The sequence below is a fragment of the Terracoccus sp. 273MFTsu3.1 genome (assembly GCF_000383675.1).
Taxonomy (GTDB): domain Bacteria; phylum Actinomycetota; class Actinomycetes; order Actinomycetales; family Dermatophilaceae; genus Terrabacter.
Genome location: NZ_KB911821.1, coordinates 507,274 through 528,199, shown reverse-complemented (window position 1 = coordinate 528,199; position 20,926 = coordinate 507,274). Strand labels below are relative to the sequence as shown.

The window sequence follows — 20,926 nt, the reverse complement described above, 5'->3', positions numbered from 1 at the left end:
TAGGGTGTTCGGCGTGCCCCACCTCGCAGACTTCGTCAAGGCCTACGACGTACGTGGAATCGTGCCCGACCAGCTCTCGCCCGACGTGGCCCACGCCATCGGTGCCGCGTTCGCCGAGGTCGTCGCCGTCCCGGACGGGGCCAGCGGTGTCGTCATCGGCCACGACATGCGGCCGAGCTCGCCGGAGCTCTCCGCGGCCTTCGCCGCCGGTGTGACCTCTCGCGGTGTCGACGTGACCGTCATCGGGCTCTGCTCGACCGACGGGCTCTACTACGCCAGCGGCGCGCTCGACCTCCCGGGCGCCATGTTCACCGCGAGCCACAACCCGGCCCAGTACAACGGCATCAAGCTGTGCCGGTCGGCGGCGCGCCCCGTCGGCCAGGACTCCGGTCTCGCCGAGATCCGCGACCTCGCCCAGTGGCTGCTCGACGGCGGCACCGGTCTCGCGCACCCGGCCGGGGGCCCCGGCTCGGTGACGACGCGCGACCTGCTGGGCGACTACGCCGCCTTCCTGCGCGGCCTCGTCGACCTGTCCGGCTCGCGCCCGCTCAAGGTCGTCGTCGACGCCGGCAACGGCATGGGCGGCCACACCGTGCCGGCGGTGCTCGGCACGGGCGCCGGCCTGCCCGAGCTGCCCCTCGAGATCGTCCCGCTCTACTTCGAGCTCGACGGCACCTTCCCGAACCACGAGGCCAACCCGCTCGACCCGGCCAACCTCGTCGACCTGCAGGCCGCCGTGCGCGAGCACGGCGCCGACATCGGCCTGGCCTTCGACGGCGACGCGGACCGCTGCTTCGTCGTCGACGCCGACGGCGAGCCGGTCTCGCCCAGCGCCGTCACGGGGCTCGTCGCGGTCCGCGAGATCCTCCGCGCCCGCGAGGGTGGCGACACCGAGGTGTCCATCGTGCACAACGTCATCTCGAGCGCCGCGGTGCGCGAGATCGTCGTCGAGCACGACGCGACGCCCGTGCGCACCAGGGTCGGCCACTCGTTCATCAAGGCCGAGATGGCCCGCGCCGGAGCCGTCTTCGGCGGCGAGCACTCGGCCCACTACTACTTCCGCGACTTCTGGTACGCCGACACCGGCATGCTCGCCGCCATGCACGTGCTCGCCGCGCTCGGGGAGCAGGACGGCCCGCTGTCCGACCTCTGCGACGAGTACGAGCGCTACGTCGCGTCCGGTGAGATCAACTCGACGGTGACCGACCAGGCCGCCGTCGTCGAGCAGGTGCGGGCCTGGGCCCAGGTGCGCGGCTCCGGCACCGACGAGCTCGACGGACTCACCGTCACGAGCCCCGAGGGCGACGGCCCGATGTGGTGGTTCAACGTGCGCGCCTCCAACACCGAGCCGCTCCTGAGGCTCAACGTCGAGGCCGCCGACCGTGAGACGATGCAGGACGTGCGCGACGAGCTGCTCGCCCTCATCCGGTCGGGTGCCACCGCGGGCGACGAGACCGGCACGACCCCCGCCCAGGACGCAGGAGACGCTTCGTGAGCCAGAGCCAGCAGACGATCGAGCCGTGGCTGCGCGGCATCCTCCGGTGCCCGCAGTGCAAGGGCGAGCTCGTCGACGCCGTGCACGCCGCGGGTGAGCACGCCGACCCGAGCGCAACGGCCGAGACCGCCGCGACCACCGCGACCACCGCGACCGCCGAGCTGCGCTGCGACGCGTGCCACCTCGCCTACCCCGTCGAGGGCGGCGTCCCCGTCCTGCTCGTCGACCTCGCCCGCCGCACCGACGGCTGAGACCCGTGGGCGCCGTGTTCGACGAAGCCCGCCTCGACGACGAGGGCGCCCTGGCCTCTCTCGACTCCAGCGACACACTGCGCGCGCTCGCCGGCGCGGGCGCCCAGGTGCGGCGCACGGTCGCGGCCTCGGCCGAGGCCGGTCTCGACCGGCTCCGTGACGTCGAGCCCCGTGGGGTCGTCGTCGCGGCCGCGGGCGGGTCCGTCGCCGTGGCCGACCTCTTCGAGGCCGTCTCCCGCGGCGCGGCTGCCCTGCCGGTCCAGAGCTGCTCGTCGGGGTCGCTGCCCGGCTGGGTGGGGGCCCTCGACGTCGTCATCGCCGTGTCCCAGTCCGGCCGGGCGGCCGGCACGCTCGCCCTGGCCGCCGAGGCGGCGCGGCGCGGCGCGTTCCTCGTCACCGTCGGGGCGGCCGACTCGCCGCTGGCCGACGTCTGTGCCCGGGCCCACGGCGTGCACGTCCCCATCGCGGTCAGCGGGGCGTCCTCGCGGACGTCGGTGTGGGCCCAGGCCACTCCCGCGTTGCTCGCCGCCGACGCCATGGGCATCGCGTCCGTCAGCCACGAGACGCTCGCCGAGCTCGCCGACGTGCTCGACCGCACGGCCACCGACGCACGACCGTCGTCCGAGTCCTTCGTCAACCCCGCCAAGGTGCTCGCGACCGAGCTGGCCGAGTCGACGCCCATCGTCCTCGGCGAGGGACCCTTCGGCGACGTCACGGCCCGCCGGGCCGCCGCGATGTTCGGCCGCACGGGCCGTGTGCCCGTCGCGCACGGCGCCCTGCCGGACGCCGCGAGCCAGATCGTCGCGTGCTTCGACGGCCCCCTCGCGCCGGGCCAGTCCGGTGGCGGTGGTAGCGACGACATCTTCGCCGACCCGTTCCTCGACGGCCCGACGCGGCCGCCGCTGCGGCTCATCATGCTTCGTGACACCTCCCCGGGTGAGCGGCACGGTCTGGCCGACACCGTCGTGTCCGTGGCGGAGGACGCCGGCGTGCGCGTCTCGCTCGTCGACGCCCCCGCAGCCGACCCCCTGCTGCGCCTCGCGCACCACGTCGCGCTGACCGACTTCGCCGCGACCTACCTCGCGCTCGGCTTCGGCTTCGACCCCGCGAACTCGCCCCACGTGCGCCTGCTCCGCGGCGCGCGCGACACCTGACCGCCCGCCACCAAAGGGGCCGTATGCCGTGTGCCGACCGCGCGCAGACGGATGCCGTCCGGGGTCGGTCGGGTCTCCCACGTAGGCTGCCACGGTGACGGAGCACTACGACCTGGCCATCATCGGCAGCGGCTCGGGCAACTCGCTCGTGACCCCCGACTTCGACGACAAGCGCGTCGCGATCATCGAGGGCGGGACGTTCGGCGGCACCTGCCTCAACGTCGGCTGCATCCCGACGAAGATGTTCGTCTACGCCGCGGACCTCGCGCGCGACGTGCGCGAGGCCGGCCGCTACGGCGTCGACGCCACGCTCGACGGTGTGCGCTGGGCCGACGTCCGCGACCGCGTCTTCGGGCGCATCGACCCCATCTCGGACGGTGGCCGGCGCTACCGCGTCGAGGGTCCCAACACGACGGCCTACCTCGGGCACGCGCGCTTCACCGGTGACCGGAGGCTCACGGTCGACCTCGGCGACGGCCGCGAGGAGACGCTGACGGCCGACCAGGTGGTCGTGGCCGCCGGCGCCCACCCGCTCGTGCCCGACGTCGTCATCGAGTCGGGCGTGCCGTTCCACACCTCCGACACGATCATGCGCATCGACGCGCTGCCCGAGCGGCTCGCGATCATCGGGGGCGGTTTCATCGCGGCCGAGATGGCCCACGTCTTCGCCTCGTTCGGCGTGCACGTGACGGTCGTGGCGCGGTCGTCGCTGCTGCTGCGCCATCTCGACACCGACGTCGCGCAGCGTTTCACCGACCTGGCCCGCGAGCAGTGGGACGTGCGCACCGAGACGACGGTCACGGCCGTCGAGACCGGCGCCGGGGGAGCGGGCGTGCGCCTGCGCCTCGACGACGACACCGCCGTCGACGCGGACCTGCTGCTCGTCGCGACCGGCCGCGTGCCCAACAGCGGGGGCCTCGGCGTCGAGGCGGGGGGCCTGCGGCTGCTCGACGACGGACGCGTCGAGGTCGACTCGTACGGTCGGACGAGCGCCCCGGGTGTCTGGGCCCTCGGCGACATCAGCGCGCCGCACCAGCTCAAGCACCTGGCGAACGCCGAGGCCCGGACCGTCGCGCACAACCTCGTGCACCCCGACGACCTGCGCGTCCTGCCGCACGAGAACGTGCCGTCCGGCGTCTTCAGCCACCCGCAGATCGCCACGGTCGGCCTGACCGAGCAGGAGTGCGTCGAGCAGGGCCGCGCGCACACGGCGTACGTCCAGGCCTACGGCGACACGGCATACGGCTGGGCCATGGAGGACACGACGGGCATCTGCAAGCTCGTGGCCGACCCCACGACGGGTCTCCTCCTCGGAGCCCACCTCATGGGTCCCCAGGCGACCTCCCTCATCCAGCCGCTCGTGCAGGGGATGGCGTTCGGCACGACCGTCCACGACCTCGCCCGCGGGCAGTACTGGATCCACCCGGCTCTCGCGGAGGTCGTCGAGAACGCGCTGCTCGGGCTGAAGCTCGACGACCCGGCCTGAGCGCGTTCCCAGCGGGCTCCCAGACCACCCTAGGATGACGCCATGGCAGGCGGACTCGTAGCGCTCCTCGACGACATCGCGGCACTCGTGAAGCTCGCGGCGGCCTCCGTCGACGACGTGGGCGCCGCGGCGGCGAAGGCCAGCGTCAAGGCCACCGGCGTCGTCGTCGACGACACGGCCGTGACCCCCCGCTACGTGCAGGGCCTGGCACCCGAGCGTGAGCTGCCGATCATCAAGCGGATCGCGCTCGGCTCGCTGCGCAACAAGCTCCTCGTCATCCTGCCGGTCATCATGGTGCTGAGCCAGTTCCTGCCCTGGCTGCTGACGCCGATCCTCATGGTCGGCGGCGCCTACCTCGCCTACGAGGGCGCCGAGAAGGTCTGGGAGATCGTCTCGGGCCACGAGGAGGAGGAGGCCGAGGTCGGCGAGGTCGACGAGAAGGCCGTGGTCTCCGGCGCGATCCGCACCGACTTCATCCTGTCGGCCGAGATCATGGTCATCGCCCTCAACGAGGTCGACACCGAGCCGTTCGTCTCGCGCCTCATCATCCTCGTCATCGTGGCGCTGCTCATCACGGCGCTCGTCTACGGCGTCGTCGGCCTCATCGTCAAGATGGACGACGTCGGCCTGCACCTCGCCGGGCGCGAGTCGGGTGCCTCGCAGCGCATCGGCCGCGGCCTCGTCAAGGGCATGCCCAAGCTGCTCTCGGTGCTCTCGACCGTCGGCATCGCGGCGATGCTCTGGGTCGGTGGCCACATCCTGCTCGTCGGCGTCGACGAGCTCGGCTGGCAAACGCTCTACGACCTCGTCCACCACCTCGAGGAGGGGGTGTCCGGGGTGGCCGGCATCGGCGGCTTCCTCGCCTGGGTCGTCAACACGCTCGCCTCGGCCCTCATCGGCCTCGTCGTCGGCGCCCTCGTCGTCGCCGTCCTGCACGTCATCCCACGCCGCCGCAAGCACGACGAGCCCGCGCCCTCGCACTGACACGTCCCCGCGACGCAGCTGCACCCGCCGAGGCGGACGGCTGGGTCGGGCACCCTCGACACGTGATTCGAGGCCGAGGGGGCGCGCGGCTAGACTGGGCGACTGCCGGCGTGGGTGATGACCCGCCAGATGAGCCCAGAGGGGCGCGCCGGGTCTGCAGACCGACGATCAAAGGAAACGATCACTCATGTCCTTCGACTACAAGGTTGCCGACCTGAGCCTCGCCGAGGCCGGCCGACACCAGCTCCGACTCGCCGAGCACGAGATGCCCGGCCTCATGGCGATCCGCGAGGAGTACGCCGAGGCCCAGCCCCTCAAGGGTGCCCGCATCGCCGGCTCGCTCCACATGACCGTCCAGACGGCCGTGCTCATCGAGACGCTCACCGCGCTCGGCGCGGAGGTCCGCTGGGCCTCCTGCAACATCTACTCGACGCAGGACGAGGCCGCCGCGGCCGTCGTCGTGGGCCCGCAGGGCAGCGCGGACGACCTCCAGGGCGTCCCCGTCTTCGCCTGGAAGGGCGAGACGCTCCCCGAGTACTGGTGGTGCACCGACCAGATCCTCACGTGGCCCGGCGGTGAGGGTCCGAACATGATCCTCGACGACGGCGGCGACGCGACGATGCTCGTGCACAAGGGCCGCGAGTGGGAGAAGGCCGGCCAGGTGCCGCCCACCACCGAGGAGGACTCCGAGGAGTTCGGCGTCTTCAAGGAGCTGGTGCGCCAGACCCTGGCCACCGACCCGCAGAAGTGGACGACGGTCGCCGCCGGCATCAAGGGCGTCACCGAGGAGACCACCACCGGTGTCCACCGCCTCTACCAGCTGGCCGAGGCCGGCGAGCTGCTCTTCCCGGCCATCAACGTCAACGACGCGGTGACCAAGAGCAAGTTCGACAACACCTACGGCTGCCGCCACTCGCTCATCGACGGCCTCAACCGCGCCACCGACGTCCTCATCGGTGGCAAGGTCGCCGTCGTCGCCGGCTTCGGCGACGTGGGCAAGGGCTGCGCCGAGTCGCTCCGTGGCCAGGGCGCTCGCGTCATCGTCACCGAGATCGACCCGATCTGCGCCCTGCAGGCCGCCATGGAGGGCTTCCAGGTCGCCCGCCTCGAGGACGTCGTCGAGTCCGCCGACATCTTCATCACGACGACCGGCTGCTACGACGTCATCACGGCCGACCACATGACGAAGATGAAGAACAAGGCGATCGTGGCCAACATCGGCCACTTCGACAACGAGATCGACATGGCCGGCCTCGCTCGCGTCCCCGGCATCCAGAAGACCGAGATCAAGCCGCAGGTCCACGAGTGGACCTTCACCTCGGGCAGCTCGATCATCGTGCTCTCCGAGGGCCGCCTGATGAACCTCGGCAACGCCACGGGCCACCCGAGCTTCGTCATGAGCAACAGCTTCTCCAACCAGACGATCGCCCAGATCGAGCTCTTCACGAAGACCGGCGACTACGCCAAGCAGGTCTACACCCTGCCGAAGCACCTCGACGAGAAGGTCGCGCGCCTGCACCTCGACGCCCTCGGCGTCCGGCTCACCGAGCTGACCAAGGGCCAGGCCGAGTACCTCGGCGTCGACGTGGCCGGCCCGTACAAGCCGGAGCACTACCGCTACTGAGCCCCCCGGACCGCCCCGCACCGGGGCGGTACGTGACGGCGTACGGATGCCGCCCACCTCACGAGGTGGGCGGCATCCGTGTGTCCGGGGTGGGGACTACGGCCGGTCAGCGCGGAGCGCGGAGCAGGACGTACTCCGAGCCGCGCTGCACGACGGTCCACCGCGCCTGCTCCGTCAGAGCCTCGACGACCGGCTGCCCCTTCGTGAGCAGGGCGTACCTGCAGCCCGTCCGGCGCACGTAGGCCTGCCAGCCCGGGGCTGCTCGCTCGAAGTCGATGTGCTCCTTGACGTGCCCGGTCGCGTAGACCTCGACGCGCCCGTCGATGGTGGGTCGCACGTTCGGGTGGCGCCAGATGAGCCAGCCGCCGACCCCGTAGTCGTTGCACACGACGGTGCCCCGGGGCAGCGCGGACAGGGGCGGGTCGAGGTCGTTGGCGCCCCACGTCGGGACAGCGGCCCGGGTCGGCAGGACCAGGGCCGCGACGAGCAGCCCGAGCGCCGCGAGGCCGAGGGTCAGGCCGACCTCGCGCCGCGTCACCGGCTCGCGGTCCGGCGGGAGCAGGCCCTGGATCGTCGCCGCGGCGACCGGGGCGATGACGGCGGCGCCGACGGCGACGGTCCGGCTGTAGAGCAGGGCCAGCCCGATCGCCAGTCCGACGAGGAGGATGTCGGTCCACCGGGCGCGGTGCCGGGCGCGGGCCCAGACGAGGACGACGGCCCCGGCCAGGGCGAGGAAGGCGAGGAAACCGGGCTGCCGGAGCGACGGCGGCATCCACTCCTCGATGAACTGGGTCGTCTCGTTGACGGCGAAGGGCGACAGGAGCAGCTCGGGGCCCGTCGGCGTGATGGCCGCGGCCGCGAGGGAGGCCAACGGCACGAGCGCGAGGCGCAGCCACTGTCGGCGGGTCACGGCACGGTCGAGCGCGATCCCGAGCAGCGCGACGACCCCGATGACGACGCCGAAGAACCACATCCCGTGGCTGCAGGCCCAGACCCACGTGACGGGCACGAGCCACCAGCGCGGACGGGCGTCCGCGGCGGAGCGCAGCCAGGCCGCCGTGAAGGCCACGGCGAAGGCGAAGGAGAGCAGGTGCGGTCGCAGCGACAGGCTCTGGCTCATCGCCACGAGCGCGACGGACGTGACGGCGGCCGAGGCGAGGAGCGAGGCCCGCGGCCGGGTCGCGCGCCACAGGGTGAGGCCGATGGCGGCCCCGCCGAGGGGGAGCAGCCACGCCACACCCGGGAGCCCGAGGAACTGCTGGACGACGCTCATGAGCAGCTCGGGCAGCCACTCGTGCAGTCGCCACGGCTGCGTCGACATGGTGCTCCACGGGTCGGGCCCGTTGAACGTCCACGTCTCGCGGAGCCGGTCGCCGGCCGCGAGGTGCCAGAAGGTGTCCGGGTCGCCGATCGGACGGGCGATCTGGACGACGGCGACGAGGATGACGAGGCCGGGCAGCGCCTGGCGCACGCCGAGCGGCAGCGGGCCGCGTCGGCCTCGCGGTGTCGGGTCCGGCCCCCGGTCGACAGGTCCATCGAGCCGTCCGTCGACCGGCCCCTGGACCGGCCGGTCGACCGGTCGAACCGGGCCGGTGTCCGGGGCCAGCTCGGCGGCCGGGGTGGTGCCCCTCGTGTCGCTCGTCACCGGGCGATCATCCCCGCTCACCGGACGGGACGGGGGCTTTTGGGCGGATTGGCGCGCGCCGCCGCTGGTCGCGCGCACCGCTCCTGCCGAGCTCCTCGACGCTCTCCGACGGCCCTCCCGTGGGAGGATCGGGGGACTCACCGACCACCCGTCTGGCAGGGACCCTCCATGAAGAAGCTCCTGACCGGTGCGCTCGCACTGGCTCTCTCCGTCTCGCTCGCCTCCTGCTCGAAGTCCGTCGACCCGGGAGCGACACCGACCGCTCCGGCCGCCTCGACCTCGAGCGCGACGACGCCGTCCGACACGATGTCGTCGGGCACGACCGACGACACCGGCGCCACCGGCACGGCCACGACGAGCGCGACGGCCGGTCCCGTCGACCAGGCGACGCCCGAGGCCGCGATGACCTCGTGGCTCGGCGCCATGGTCGCCGGCGACGGCAACACCGTGTGTGCGCTCATGGCCACGGGAGGCAAGGCCATCTCGAGCATCCCGGGTGCCGCTGCGGCCTGCGGCAAGACCATCACGCCGATGCTCGACCAGATCAAGGAGCTCGGGGCGGCCTTCCAGGGACTGAAGATCAGCGGCGCCACCGTCAACGGCAACAACGCCACCTTCGAGAGCGTGACGACCGAGCCGGCGCTGGCTGCCGACGTCGTCTCGAGCTTCAAGGCCGTCAAGATCGGCGGCAAGTGGTACGTCACCCAGAGCTGACGGCCTGACGCCGCACCGCTCCACGAGGGGTCCCGACGCCGTCGGGGCCCCTCGCCACGTCCCGGCCCGTATGCCGCGTGGCCCGCTCACGGCGCCGTGCCCGCGGAGGGTGCGCGGACGGCATACGGCCCCCGTCACGACTCGGATGGGTCAGCAGGTCGTCAGGCGTGTGTGATGATTTGGTCAGGACGTACGGGGCGCGTGGTCCGCGGTCCCGGGAAGGAGTGTGTCGTGAAGGGTCGGGTACTGGTCGTCGACGACGACCTCGCACTCGCCGAGATGCTCGGGATCGTGCTGCGCAACGAGGGGCTCGAGGTCACGCACGTGGCCGACGGTTCCGAGGCGGTCGGTGCGTTCCGTGAGTCGCGGCCCGACCTCGTGCTGCTCGACGTCATGCTCCCGGGGCTCGACGGCATGGAGGTGTGCCGCCGCATCCGTGCCGAGAGCGGGGTGCCCATCGTCATGCTCACCGCGCGCACCGACACCGTCGACGTCGTCGTGGGCCTCGAGTCCGGTGCCGACGACTATGTCGTCAAGCCCTTCAAGCCGCAGGAGCTCATCGCCCGCGTCCGCGCCCGGCTGCGCCGCGGCGACGAGCCCGCGCCAGAGAAGCTGTCGATCGGCGATCTCGAGATCGACGTGGCCGGACACTCCGTCAAGCGCGACGGCGAGTCGCTGTCCCTGACCCCGCTCGAGTTCGACCTGCTCGTCGCACTGGCGCGCAAGCCCTGGCAGGTCTTCACCCGCGAGGTGCTCCTCGAGCAGGTGTGGGGCTACCGCCACGCGGGCGACACCCGCCTCGTCAACGTCCACGTCCAGCGACTGCGCTCCAAGATCGAGCACGACCCCGAGCGACCCGAGATCGTCGTGACCGTCCGTGGCGTCGGTTACAAGGCCGGCCCGTCCTGACATGACGGAGCGCGCGGCCCGGAGTGGACCCGCGGGGCTGGCCTCGCGGGCCGTTGCGGCGTTGCGCGGGGCCTGGCGCCGGCTGCTCCACCTCTGGCGGGCCTCCCTCGGCTTCCGCGTCGTCGTCGTGACGATGCTCCTCGGCATCCTCGTGCTCACCGCGGTGGGCACCTACCTCTACGGCTCGATCGCCCAGGGGCTCGTCGACAGCCGCCAGCGCATCGCGTCGGAGGACAGCCTGCGTGACGCCACCGACGCCCAGGGACAGTTCGACTCGACCGACCAGACTGACACGCAGGAGAAGCTGACCCAGTTCGCGACGACGCTCATCAACACCTACCGGCGCGACGCGGGCAACGAGACGCGCTACGTCGTGCTGACGCGCTTCGACGACAACACGTCACCGTTCATCGTCAGGACGGTCGAGAGCGGCAGCGTCGGCGTCCGGTTCATCCCGGACGAGCTGCGCCAGCAGGTCGCGGCCCAGCCAGACCGCCAGCACCTCCAGGTCGCGACCATCGAGGAGGGCAACGACAGCATCTCCGCCGTCATCGTCGGCCAGAAGGTCGTGCTCCCGGTGGCGGGCAACTACGGCCTCTACTTCATCTACCCGATGGACCGTGAGCGCGAGATCATCAGCTTCATCGGGCAGACCTTCCTCTTCGGCGGTGCCGCCCTCATCCTGCTCATCGGTGCCATCGCCTTCGTCGTGACGCGTCTCGTCGCCGACCCGGTGCGTCGCGCCGCCTCCGTCGCCGAGCGCTTCGCCGAGGGCAACCTCAACGAGCGCATGCAGGCCAAGGGCGAGGACGACCTCGCCCGACTCGGCACGTCCTTCAACGGGATGGCCGCCTCGATCCAGCAGCAGATCGCCCAGCTCGAGAACCTCTCGCGCGTGCAGCAGCGCTTCGTCTCGGACGTCTCGCACGAGCTGCGGACGCCGCTCACGACGATCCGCATGGCCGGTGACCTCATCCACGACTCCAGGCACGACTTCGAGCCCACGGTCGCCCGCTCGGCAGAGCTGCTCCGCGGCGAGCTCGACCGCTTCGAGTCGCTGCTCAGCGACCTGCTCGAGATCTCGCGGTTCGACGCCGGCGCAGCCGTGCTCGAGGTCGAGGCGAGCGACCTGCGTGCCTGCGTCGAGCGGGCCGTCGACGCGCACCGCACCCTCGCCGCCCGCAAGGGGACCCAGCTCGTCGTCAACGCGCCCTCGAGCGCCGTCGTCGCCGACATGGACTCGCGCCGGATCGAGCGCATCCTGCGCAACCTCGTGTCCAACGCCATCGAGCACGGGGAGGGCAAGCCCGTCGAGGTGACGATCGGGTCCAACGACTCCGCCGTCGCCGTGACGGTGCGCGACCACGGCGTCGGGCTCCGGCCTGGCGAGGCAGCGCTCGTCTTCACCCGTTTCTGGCGTGCGGACCCCGCCCGGGCCCGCACGACGGGTGGCACCGGCCTCGGCCTCGCCATCGCGCTCGAGGACGCCCGGCTGCACGCCGGCCGTCTCGAGGCCTGGGGAGCACGAGGAGAGGGGTCGTGCTTCCGACTCACCCTGCCGCGCCAGGCCGACGCGACCATCACGAGCTCGCCCCTGCCGCTCAGCCCGCTCGCGGCGGAGGCCGCCAGGGCCCGCGCGGCCGGAGGAGACGACTCGACGGAACCCGGGAGCGGCGACGGGTCCTCGGACGCCGGCGGCCCCGCCGATGACGACACGCTGCGTCTGCGACGCATCGTCGTGGAGCGCGCACCGTGAGAGCCCGCGGTCTCGCGGCGCTGCTGCTCGCAGCCTCCACCGCCCTCGCGGCGTGCGGCGGCCTCCCCAGCACCGGTCCGGTCGTCGAGGGGCGCGCGCTGGGCGAGGTGCTCAACGAGCCGGTCCGCGTCGTGGCCGTCGGTCCGTTCGACGGTGCGAGCCAGGAGGCCGTCGTCCGGGGGTTCCTCCGGGCGGGCGAGGACACCGACGAGACCCATGCCACGGGTCAGGCGTTCCTCACGCCGCAGTCGGTCGACCTCTGGCGGTGGTCGAGCGAGGACGTCGTCGTCTACGACGGTGACCTGACGGTGCGCCGTCTCGGCGACGACACCGTCGAGGTGAGCGCCGACGCCCTGGCCCGGCTCACGCCGGACGGACGATACGTGGAGCAGCCGCCGGGCACCCGCGAGAAGGTCACCTTCGGGCTGACCAAGGTCGGCGGCGAGTGGCGCGTCGAGCTGCCCAAGTCCGGCTTCGGCCTGTGGCTCGACAACGACCAGTTCAACCGCGTCTACGTCAACCGGGTCGTCCACTACGTGACGCGCACCGGGCGCGACCTCGTGCCCGACTCCAGGTGGTTCCCGATCGGGTCCCGACTGGCCACGACCCTGGCGCGCGCCCAGCTGAGCGCCGTGCCCAGCCACCTCGCGGGTGCGGTCTCCACAGGGGTCCCCGCGGGCACCCGTCTGGCCGTCAACGCCGTCCCGGTGACGAACGGCAGGGCCCAGGTCAACCTCAGCAGCGAGGCGCTGTCGGCCGACCCGGCCGGTCGCGCCGCGATGTGGGCCCAGCTGAGCAAGACGCTGAGCCAGATCGCGTCGGTGAGCTCGGTGTCGCTCGCCGTCGACAGCACCCAGCTCGAGCTGCCCGGCGGTGTGACCACGGTGTCGTCCGCGGCCGAGCTCGGCTACGACGTCGTCCCCAAGACCTTCCTCGACACGGCGCAGCTGCGCACGGGCGATGCCCTGAGGCGCTTCGACCCGCGCTACGTTCCCGACACCCAGGACGCGAAGCGGCCCGACCTCAAGCCCAAGGACGGCGACATCGCGCGCATCCCCGACACGTGGCGCAGCCTGGCGCTCTCCGTCGACAGCAAGCAGGTGGCGGCGGTGTCGGCCAACGGGCGCGACCTGTCGATCTGGCGTGCGACCGAGCAGCCGAGGACGGTGGCCTCCTTCGCGACGTCGCTCATCCGACCGGTCTACGACGCCGACGGCTACCTGTGGATCGCCGGCAGCGACGAGCAGGGCGACGACCGCGTGTTCGTGCTCGACTCCGTCTCGAGCGACCCCGACTCAGCCCCGAAGCCGATCAGCACGCCGTGGCTGGGGGACCGCCGCGTCAAGGCCATCGCCGTCGCCGCGGACGCGACCCGCGTGCTCATCGTCACCACCGACCGGTCGGGAGGCGACGAGCAGCTCGGTCTCAGCGGCATCGTCCGCGCGACGAACGGTGAGCCGCAGGCGCTCGCGCAACCGCTGCGCCAGGCCCAGTCGCTGACCCGGATCCAGGACGTCACCTGGCTCGACCCGGTCGGCTACGCCGTCCTCGGGCAGGAGCGCAAGGGTGATCCGATGCGCGCGTGGCTCGCGACGATCGGCGCCGGTGTCGACGGCACGCGGACGGGCGCAGCGCGGCTCGGCGCCGTCCCCGGAGCCGTGACCATCACGACCGTCGGCGGTCCGCGCGGCATCATCATCGTCACGAGCGACAACCGGGTGCTCGCCAGGGCCGGCTCCAACTGGCCCCTCATCGAGCGCGGCAGCGACGTCCTCGTCCCCGGCGGCTGAGCGCCGCGCGGGCCGTCCACACCCCGGCACGCCCGACGGCACTCGTCCCCAGTGACGGCCGCGGGTCTGGACCCTCGCACCCGCCGTGAGGTGGGCTGGATGCGTGCGAAGACGTCGCGGGTCAGGGCTGGCGGGCCCTCCGCACCGCGACGGGGGCGCGGGGCGAAGGATCGGGGACCTCGGGCGAGCGATCGGTGCCGTCCTCTCGGACGGCGTGGCCAGGGTGCGCGACAGCGACCTCGTCGACCTCGTCCTGCCGCGGGAGTGCGGCGGGTGCCTCCGTCCGGGTGCCGTCTGGTGTGCTCGGTGCAGACGTGCCCTCGAGGGCCTGGCCTTCGGGGCACCCCCCGCGCGTGACGCCGGTGGTCACCCGGCGCGTCCGCGCGGGGCGCAGGGCGACGCGCGCGTGCACGGCGGCGGACCCTGGGTCGTGCCGCATCCCGTCCCGGACGGCATGCCGCCCGTGCACGCCTGGGGCGTCTACGCCGACCCGCTCCGCGCGGCCGTGTCCGCGTGGAAGGACGCCGGCCGGCGCGACCTCGAGGCCGTCCTCGTGCCCCTCCTCGCCGGGTCGCTCGACGCAGCGCTGGCCGGCGTCGGTTGGGACGCCGGGGTCGTGCTCGTCGTCCCGGCTCCCTCCTCGCGACGCGCCGTCCGTGAGCGGGGCGACACGCCGATGACGGGCCTGTGCGAGGCAGCGGTCGCACAGCTCGTCGGGCGACCCGGGCCGGCGCTCCGGGTGGCCCCTGCCCTGCGTCATGTGCGGCGGGTGGAGGACCAGTCCGGACTGGGGACGGTCGAACGCCGCGGCAACCTCGCTGGGGCCCTCTCAGTGATCCCCTTGTGGCACAACGTGATCCGGGGCCGACGATGCCTGCTCGTCGATGACGTGGTGACCACGGGGGCCACCTTCGCCGAGGCCGCCCGGGCGCTGCGGGCTGCCGGTGCCGAGTCCGTCGTGGGGGCCTCGCTGGCAGCCACCCAGCGGACCCGCGGTTGACGCGTGGCGGCCGGCGAGGCGCCGGCGGGCGCCGTGCGTGTGATGGTGCAGGGGGATGTCCGGCACGCCTTCCAGTGGGCGCGCGGCCCCAGTAGTGTCGAGTCATGGACCCCCGTCCCACGGGGAACGGCCTGCCGGCCGACCTCGGGGACGTGATCGACAGGAAGGGGTGGTGCCGCGTCGACCGCGGGCCCGTCCTAGGTGACCAGAGGCCCGGAAACACTCTCACTGCCCGCACGAAGAAGACGTGCGCGATCAAGGAGGAACCGTGGAGATCGTCGTCACTGGACGCCACGTCCAGATCCCCGACCGATTCCGTGAGCAGCTCGACGAGCGACTGGCCAAGGTGCCCGCGCTCGCGCCCAAGGTGCACCGCATCGACGTCGTCGTCACCCACGAGCGGGTCGCCCGTGGGTCCGAGAAGGTCGAGATCACGTGCCACGCCAAGGGTCCCGTGATCCGGGCGGAGGCTTGTCTCGACGACAAGTACGCCGCTCTCGACGCGGCCGTGGACAAGCTCATGGACCGCCTGAGGCGGGTGCACGACAAGCGCAAGGTCAGTCGCGGACGACGCATCCCCGAATCGGTCGCGCAGGCGACCGCCCGTATCGACGCCTCGGCGAACGGCGCGGCCCCCGACGACTCCGCAGCCGGCGACGCCGGTGACGGTCGCGTCGACGACCTCGAGCGTTTCGGTGCGCTCGGCAACTCACCCATCGAGGTCCGCGAGAAGATCCACACGGCCGCGCCCATGTCGCTCGAGGACGCCGTCAACCAGATGGAGCTCGTCGGACACGACTTCTTCCTCTTCCACGACGCAGACACCGACCGTCCGAGCGTGGTCTACCGGCGCCGCGGCTGGAGCTACGGGGTGCTGCACCTCGAGACCGACGCGGACGCCGCCGTCGCCGCCACGGGCTGATCCCCTGCTCCCCGGACGTCGACGGCGTCGGGGCGTCCCCGTGCCGGGGGCGCCCCGACGGGCGTCCGGGCCCCGCCGCGCCGACGCGGGCGCTCCATCGGGCGTCGTGTCCGTGGTCTGGGCCAAGATGGAGCGGTGAACCCACCCCCCGACGTCATCCGTGTCCTCATCGTCGACGACCACGCCCTCTACCGTCGGGGTCTGCAGACCGTCCTGTCGACGGAGGACGGCATCGAGGTCGTCGGTGAGGCGGCCGACGGGATCGAGGCGGTCGACCAGGCCGAGGAGATCCTCCCCGACGTCATCGTCATGGACGTCGGCATGCCCAAGCGTGGGGGCATCGACGCGTGCCGGGTCATCAAGCAGCGGGTGCCCTCGGCGCGCATCCTCATGCTGACGAGCTCCGACGACGAGGCCAACCTCTTCGAGGCCGTCCGAGCCGGAGCCAACGGCTACCTCCTCAAGGACGTGCCTCCCGAGGAGGTGGCAGCCGGCATCCGCAGCGTCTTCCAAGGCCAGTCGCTCCTCTCGCCCCTCATGGCGTCCAAGCTGCTCGAGGAGTTCAAGGCGATCAGCCAGAAGGACGTGCCGCCCGCCCCGACGCCGGGGCTGGAGCTGCCGCGGCTGACGCACCGCGAGCTCGAGATCCTCCGCAGCGTCGCCAAGGGCAAGCTCAACCGTGAGATCGGCGCCGAGCTGTTCATCTCCGAGAACACCGTGCGCAACCACATCCGCAACATCCTCGACAAGCTGCAGATGCACTCGCGCATGGAGGCGGCGATGTATGCCGTCCGCCAGCGGCTCATCGACCCCGACTGACGCCGACCGGCCGCGAGCACACGACCACCACGACCGACCACCACGCCGACCGGGCCGAGTCGCCCAGGAGCACCGTCCATGACCGTTGCCACGCGCCGGATGACGCGGGCGCAGGCGCGCCGCACCGCCATCGCCGCCCAGGGCTTCCTCGATCCCCGCCCCGAGCCCTTCAGCGCGACGATGCGCCACGTCCAGCGCGTCGTCGACCGGGTCGGGGTCGTCCAGATCGACAGCGTCAACGTGCTCGCCCGGAGCCAGTACCTCCCGTTCTTCTCCCGGCTGGGGCCCTACGACCCGGGGCTGCTCGACCGGGCCCGCGACCGCGCCCCGAGACGTCTCGTCGAGTACTGGGCCCACGAGGCGAGCCTCGTCCCGCCCTCGACGTGGCCGCTGCTCGACTTCCGCATGCGCGCGGCCGCCGAGAAGGCCTGGGGCGGCATGCGGCGCATCCTCGAGGAGCGCCCTGACTACGTCGACCTCGTGCGGGCCGAGGTCGAGGCCCGCGGCCCGATGACGGCGCGGGAGGTCGAGGTGGCCCTCGCGCACGACCAGCCCCGGCGCACCGACCACTGGGGCTGGAACTGGTCCGACGTCAAGCAGGCCCTCGAGTACCTCTTCTGGGCCGGACAGATCAGCTCGGCGGGGCGCACCTCCCAGTTCGAGCGACGCTACGCCGCGCTCGCGACCACCGGGCCGCCGCCGCTGCGTGAGAGCTGGATCGACCGTCCCGGCCCGGATGCCGACCCCGACCGCTACCTCGATCTCGTCCGCATCGCCGCCCGGGCCCACGGTGTCGGCACCGAGCTGTGCCTGGCCGACTACTTCCGGATCAGGCGCGAGGACGCCCGCCCGGCCATCGCCCGCCTCGTCGCCGACGGCGAGCTCGTCCCGGTCACCGTGCCGGGCTGGAAGCCGGCCTGGCTGCACGCCGAGGCCCGGCTGCCCCGACGCGTCCACGCCGAAGCCCTCCTCAGCCCCTTCGACTCGCTCGTCTGGCAGCGTGAGCGCATCCACGCCCTCTGGGACTTCCACTACCGCATCGAGATCTACACACCCGCCGAGAAGCGCGTCCACGGCTACTACGTCCTGCCCTTCCTCCACGGAGACGCCCTCGTGGCGCGGTGCGACCTCAAGGCCGACCGCGTCGCCGGCGTGCTGCGCTGCCACCGCGTCACCTGGGAGCCCGGGGCGCCCGCCGAGGCGCGCCCGGCCCTGCTCGCCAACCTCGAGTCGATGGCCGCCTGGCTCGGGCTCGGTCGCGTCGACCTGCCGACCGACCGGTCCGTCGACCCGACGGGCGCGGCCGCGGGCGGTTGAGCGCGTCCCGGCCACCCGGCATACGCCCTCGGGCAGCGGCGCGGACGGGGCCGCCCACGGCGCCGGAACCGGGCCGCGCGCCGATGCGTTGGTCGTTGTGTCCGGAAGGCGGCTAGCCTAGGCGGGTCCCGTGACCCATCACGGGCGATGGAGCCCGCCCACCGGGCGAGTCCACACGTTCAGTCGGGAGTGAGATCACCAGATGGCCGTCATCGAGAAGCTGCTTCGCGCCGGCGAAGGCCGGACCCTGAAGAAGCTCCAGGGCATCGCCAAGCAGGTCAACGCCCTCGAGGCCGACTTCGAGAAGCTCACCGACGAGGAGCTGCGCGACGAGACCAAGGGTTTCCGTGAGCGCCTCGACAAGGGCGAGACCCTCGACATGCTGCTGCCGGAGGCGTTCGCGGCCGTCCGCGAGGCGAGCAAGCGCACCCTCGGCAAGCGGCACTTCGACGTCCAGGTCATGGGCGGCGCCGCGCTGCACATGGGCAACGTCGCCGAGATGAAGACCGGTGAGGGCAAGACCCTCGTCGCGACGCTCCCCAGCTACCTCAACGCCCTGTCGGGCAAGGGCGTCCACGTCATCACCGTCAACGACTTCCTCGCCGAGTACCAGTCCGAGCTCATGGGTCGCGTCCACCGCGCCCTCGGCATGGAGACCGGCTGCATCCTTAGCCAGATGACGCCCGAGCAGCGGCGCGCCGAGTACGCCAAGGACATCACGTACGGCACGAACAACGAGTTCGGCTTCGACTACCTCCGCGACAACATGGCGTGGGACCCCGCCGAGCTCGTCCAGCGCGGCCACAACTTCTGCATCGTCGACGAGGTCGACTCGATCCTCATCGACGAGGCCCGCACGCCGCTCATCATCTCCGGCCCGGCCGACCTCGCGACGAAGTGGTACGTCGAGTTCGCCCGCATCGCGGCCCGCCTCAACCGTGGCGAGGACGGACGCGGCGACTACGAGGTCGACGAGAAGAAGCGCACCGTCGGCGTGCTCGAGTCCGGCATCGCGCGCGTCGAGGACCTCCTCGGCATCGACAACCTCTACGACACGGTCAACACGCCGCTCATCGGCTACCTCAACAACTCCATCAAGGCCAAGGAGCTGTTCAAGAAGGACAAGGACTACGTCGTCATGAACGGCGAGATCCTCATCGTCGACGAGCACACGGGACGCATGCTCCCGGGCCGCCGCTACAACGAGGGCATGCACCAGGCCATCGAGGCGAAGGAGGGCGTCGAGATCAAGAACGAGAACCAGACGCTCGCCACGATCACCCTGCAGAACTACTTCCGCATGTACGGCAAGCTCTCGGGCATGACGGGTACGGCCCAGACCGAGGCCGCCGAGCTCAACTCGATCTACAAGCTCGGCGTCATCCCGATCCCGACGAACCGCCCGATGATCCGCAAGGACCAGGCCGACCTCGTCTACCGCACGGAGGTCGCCAAGTACGACGCCGTCGTCGACGACATCGCCGAGAAGTACGCCGTCGGTCAGCCCGTGCTCGTCGGCACCGTGTCGGTCGAGAAGAGCGAGTACCTCTCGCAGCAGCTGAAGAAGCGCGGCATCAAGCACGAGGTCCTCAACGCCAAGCAGCACGAGCGAGAGGCCGCCATCGTCGCCGAAGCCGGCCGCAAGGGCGCTGTCACCGTCGCGACGAACATGGCCGGTCGAGGCACCGACATCATGCTCGGCGGCAACTCCGAGTTCCGGGCCGTCGCCGAGCTGAAGCGCCGCGGGCTCGACCCGCACGAGACGCCGGAGGAGTACGAAGCCGCCTGGGACGAGGCGCTCGCCACCGCCGAGCGCGAGGTCGCGGCCGAGCACGAGGAGGTCACCGAGCTCGGCGGCCTCTACGTCCTCGGCACCGAGCGCCACGAGTCGCGCCGCATCGACAACCAGCTGCGTGGCCGTTCCGGTCGCCAGGGCGACCCGGGCGAGTCGCGCTTCTACCTCTCGCTCAACGACGACCTCATGCGCCTGTTCAACGCGGGTCTCGTCGACCGCTTCATGCAGACCGCCGGCATGGAGGACAACGTGCCGATCGAGTCCAAGATGGTGACGAACTCGATCCAGAAGGCCCAGGGCTCGGTCGAGGCGCAGAACTACGAGATCCGCAAGAACGTCCTCAAGTACGACGACGTCATGAACCGCCAGCGCCAGGTCATCTACGACGAGCGCCGCGCGGTGCTGGAGGGTGAGGACCTCCACGAGCAGCTGCGCCTCTTCGTCAACGACGTCGTCGGCTCGTACGTCGACGCCGCCACCGCCGAGGGCTTCGCGGCCGACTGGGACCTCGAGAAGCTCTGGGACGCGATGCGTCAGGTCTACCCCGTCTCGGTCACCATCGAGGCGGTCGAGGACATGGCGGGCGGTCGCCAGGCCATCACCGCCGACCTGCTCCGCGAGCAGCTGATGTCCGACGCCCACCACGCGTACGACCAGCGGGAGGAGACGCTCGGCTCGGAGACGATGCGCGAGGTCGAGCGCCGGGTCGTCCTGTCGGTCCTGGACCGCAAGTGGCGCGAGCACCTCTACGAGATGGACTACCTCCAGGAGGGCATCGGCCTGCGGGCCATGGCCCAGCGCGACCCGCTCATCGAGTACCAGCGCGAGGGTTTCCAGCTCTTCGAGGCGATGATGGAGGCCATCAAGGAGGAGTCGGTGAGCCACCTCTTCTCCGTCGAGGTGCAGCTGCCCGAGGCGGCCGCCGCTCCCGTCGGCGCAGCGCCGATGTCGGTCGGGGACCTCGTCGGCGGCCTCGCCGCCGCCGCCGCCCACGTGGCCGACGACGCGACCGGTGCCGCCGCCCGCAACGGCGAGACGGACGAGGAGGCTGAGGCCGCCGCCGCGGGACGTCGCCCGTTCGGCTCCGGCGTGCGGGTCTCCGGCGTCGACCTCGACCCCGAGTCGCAGCGCCCGGCTGCCCTGCACTACACCGCCCCCGGTGAGGACGGCCGCGCCGTCGAGACCGGCGGCCAGCAGACGGTCGAGCGCAAGGCCGACCGTCGCGGCAAGAAGGTCAAGCGCAAGCGCCGCTGACGCAGCGTGGA

At 72.0% G+C, this 20,926-nt stretch carries 16 protein-coding genes; 15 read left to right on the top strand and 1 reads right to left on the bottom strand.

Annotated features, from left to right (window positions below; all coding sequences use genetic code 11):
- Positions 1 to 4: 4 nt before the first annotated feature.
- From H283_RS0108085 to ahcY, 6 genes are all read left to right on the top strand, one after another.
- The gene (locus H283_RS0108085; protein ID WP_020143013.1) at positions 5 to 1,495 is read left to right on the top strand and encodes a phosphomannomutase/phosphoglucomutase; all 1,491 of its coding nucleotides are present in this window, start codon (positions 5 to 7) and stop codon (positions 1,493 to 1,495) included.
- Entirely contained in the window at positions 1,492 to 1,746 is a 255-nt protein-coding gene (locus tag H283_RS0108080; protein WP_020143012.1) for a Trm112 family protein, read from the top strand. Before H283_RS0108085 ends, H283_RS0108080 begins: the two co-directional genes overlap by 4 nt.
- A gap of 5 nt (positions 1,747 to 1,751) precedes the next feature.
- A complete protein-coding gene (locus tag H283_RS0108075; RefSeq protein ID WP_020143011.1) occupies positions 1,752 to 2,900 on the top strand; it encodes an SIS domain-containing protein in 1,149 nt (382 codons plus the stop codon).
- A gap of 94 nt (positions 2,901 to 2,994) precedes the next feature.
- A complete protein-coding gene (locus H283_RS0108070; protein WP_020143010.1) occupies positions 2,995 to 4,386 on the top strand; it encodes a mycothione reductase in 1,392 nt (463 codons plus the stop codon).
- A 42-nt stretch (positions 4,387 to 4,428) separates the two neighbouring features.
- Positions 4,429 to 5,370 (top strand): DUF808 domain-containing protein, encoded by a 942-nt coding sequence (locus tag H283_RS0108065; protein WP_020143009.1) that lies wholly within the window; start codon positions 4,429 to 4,431, stop codon positions 5,368 to 5,370.
- 187 nt (positions 5,371 to 5,557) lie between these two features.
- Positions 5,558 to 6,994 carry an adenosylhomocysteinase gene (gene ahcY / locus H283_RS0108060; RefSeq protein WP_020143008.1) on the top strand — a complete coding sequence of 479 codons (1,437 nt, stop codon included), beginning with the start codon at positions 5,558 to 5,560 and terminating at the stop codon, positions 6,992 to 6,994.
- 106 nt (positions 6,995 to 7,100) lie between these two features.
- Here ahcY and H283_RS0108055 read toward each other — a convergent pair whose 3' ends face one another.
- The gene (locus H283_RS0108055) at positions 7,101 to 8,639 is read right to left on the bottom strand and encodes a hypothetical protein (protein ID WP_020143007.1); all 1,539 of its coding nucleotides are present in this window, start codon (positions 8,637 to 8,639) and stop codon (positions 7,101 to 7,103) included.
- Between the two features lie 168 nt (positions 8,640 to 8,807).
- On the opposite strand from H283_RS0108055, the gene H283_RS24430 reads away from it, so the two are divergent.
- The 9 genes from H283_RS24430 to secA all read left to right on the top strand — a co-directional run bounded on the left by H283_RS24430 (position 8,808) and on the right by secA (position 20,915).
- Positions 8,808 to 9,353, top strand: coding sequence for a hypothetical protein (locus tag H283_RS24430; protein ID WP_043648584.1), 546 nt, complete (start codon positions 8,808 to 8,810; stop codon positions 9,351 to 9,353).
- 231 nt (positions 9,354 to 9,584) lie between these two features.
- Positions 9,585 to 10,262, top strand: coding sequence for an MtrAB system response regulator MtrA (gene mtrA / locus H283_RS0108040; protein WP_020143004.1), 678 nt, complete (start codon positions 9,585 to 9,587; stop codon positions 10,260 to 10,262).
- 1 nt (position 10,263) lies between these two features.
- The gene (gene mtrB / locus H283_RS28370; RefSeq protein ID WP_156023048.1) at positions 10,264 to 12,018 is read left to right on the top strand and encodes an MtrAB system histidine kinase MtrB; all 1,755 of its coding nucleotides are present in this window, start codon (positions 10,264 to 10,266) and stop codon (positions 12,016 to 12,018) included.
- Positions 12,015 to 13,808 carry a GerMN domain-containing protein gene (locus tag H283_RS0108030; protein ID WP_020143002.1) on the top strand — a complete coding sequence of 598 codons (1,794 nt, stop codon included), beginning with the start codon at positions 12,015 to 12,017 and terminating at the stop codon, positions 13,806 to 13,808. Before mtrB ends, H283_RS0108030 begins: the two co-directional genes overlap by 4 nt.
- Positions 13,809 to 14,031: 223 nt before the next feature.
- Positions 14,032 to 14,808, top strand: coding sequence for a ComF family protein (locus H283_RS24425; RefSeq protein ID WP_020143001.1), 777 nt, complete (start codon positions 14,032 to 14,034; stop codon positions 14,806 to 14,808).
- Positions 14,809 to 15,076: 268 nt separating this feature from the next.
- Positions 15,077 to 15,730 (top strand): ribosome hibernation-promoting factor, HPF/YfiA family, encoded by a 654-nt coding sequence (gene hpf, locus H283_RS0108020; RefSeq protein ID WP_020143000.1) that lies wholly within the window; start codon positions 15,077 to 15,079, stop codon positions 15,728 to 15,730.
- Positions 15,731 to 15,865: 135 nt separating this feature from the next.
- A complete protein-coding gene (locus tag H283_RS0108015; RefSeq protein ID WP_020142999.1) occupies positions 15,866 to 16,549 on the top strand; it encodes a response regulator transcription factor in 684 nt (227 codons plus the stop codon).
- Between the two features lie 78 nt (positions 16,550 to 16,627).
- Positions 16,628 to 17,866: a winged helix-turn-helix domain-containing protein gene (locus H283_RS0108010; protein ID WP_051103563.1), complete on the top strand. Its 1,239-nt coding sequence runs from the start codon at positions 16,628 to 16,630 to the stop codon at positions 17,864 to 17,866.
- 202 nt (positions 17,867 to 18,068) lie between these two features.
- Positions 18,069 to 20,915: a preprotein translocase subunit SecA gene (gene secA, locus H283_RS0108005; protein WP_020142997.1), complete on the top strand. Its 2,847-nt coding sequence runs from the start codon at positions 18,069 to 18,071 to the stop codon at positions 20,913 to 20,915.
- Positions 20,916 to 20,926 lie beyond the last annotated feature (11 nt).

What these genes read in the sequence shown, in the direction of transcription:
- H283_RS0108065 (WP_020143009.1), top strand. Translation starts at nt 4,429, where the DNA reads ATGGCAGGCGGACTCGTAGCGCTCCTCGACGACATCGCGGCACTCGTG.
- ahcY (WP_020143008.1), top strand. Translation starts at nt 5,558, where the DNA reads ATGTCCTTCGACTACAAGGTTGCCGACCTGAGCCTCGCCGAGGCCGGC.
- H283_RS24430 (WP_043648584.1), top strand. Translation starts at nt 8,808, where the DNA reads ATGAAGAAGCTCCTGACCGGTGCGCTCGCACTGGCTCTCTCCGTCTCG.
- mtrB (WP_156023048.1), top strand. Translation starts at nt 10,264, where the DNA reads ATGACGGAGCGCGCGGCCCGGAGTGGACCCGCGGGGCTGGCCTCGCGG.
- H283_RS0108010 (WP_051103563.1), top strand. Translation starts at nt 16,628, where the DNA reads ATGACCGTTGCCACGCGCCGGATGACGCGGGCGCAGGCGCGCCGCACC.
- secA (WP_020142997.1), top strand. Translation starts at nt 18,069, where the DNA reads ATGGCCGTCATCGAGAAGCTGCTTCGCGCCGGCGAAGGCCGGACCCTG.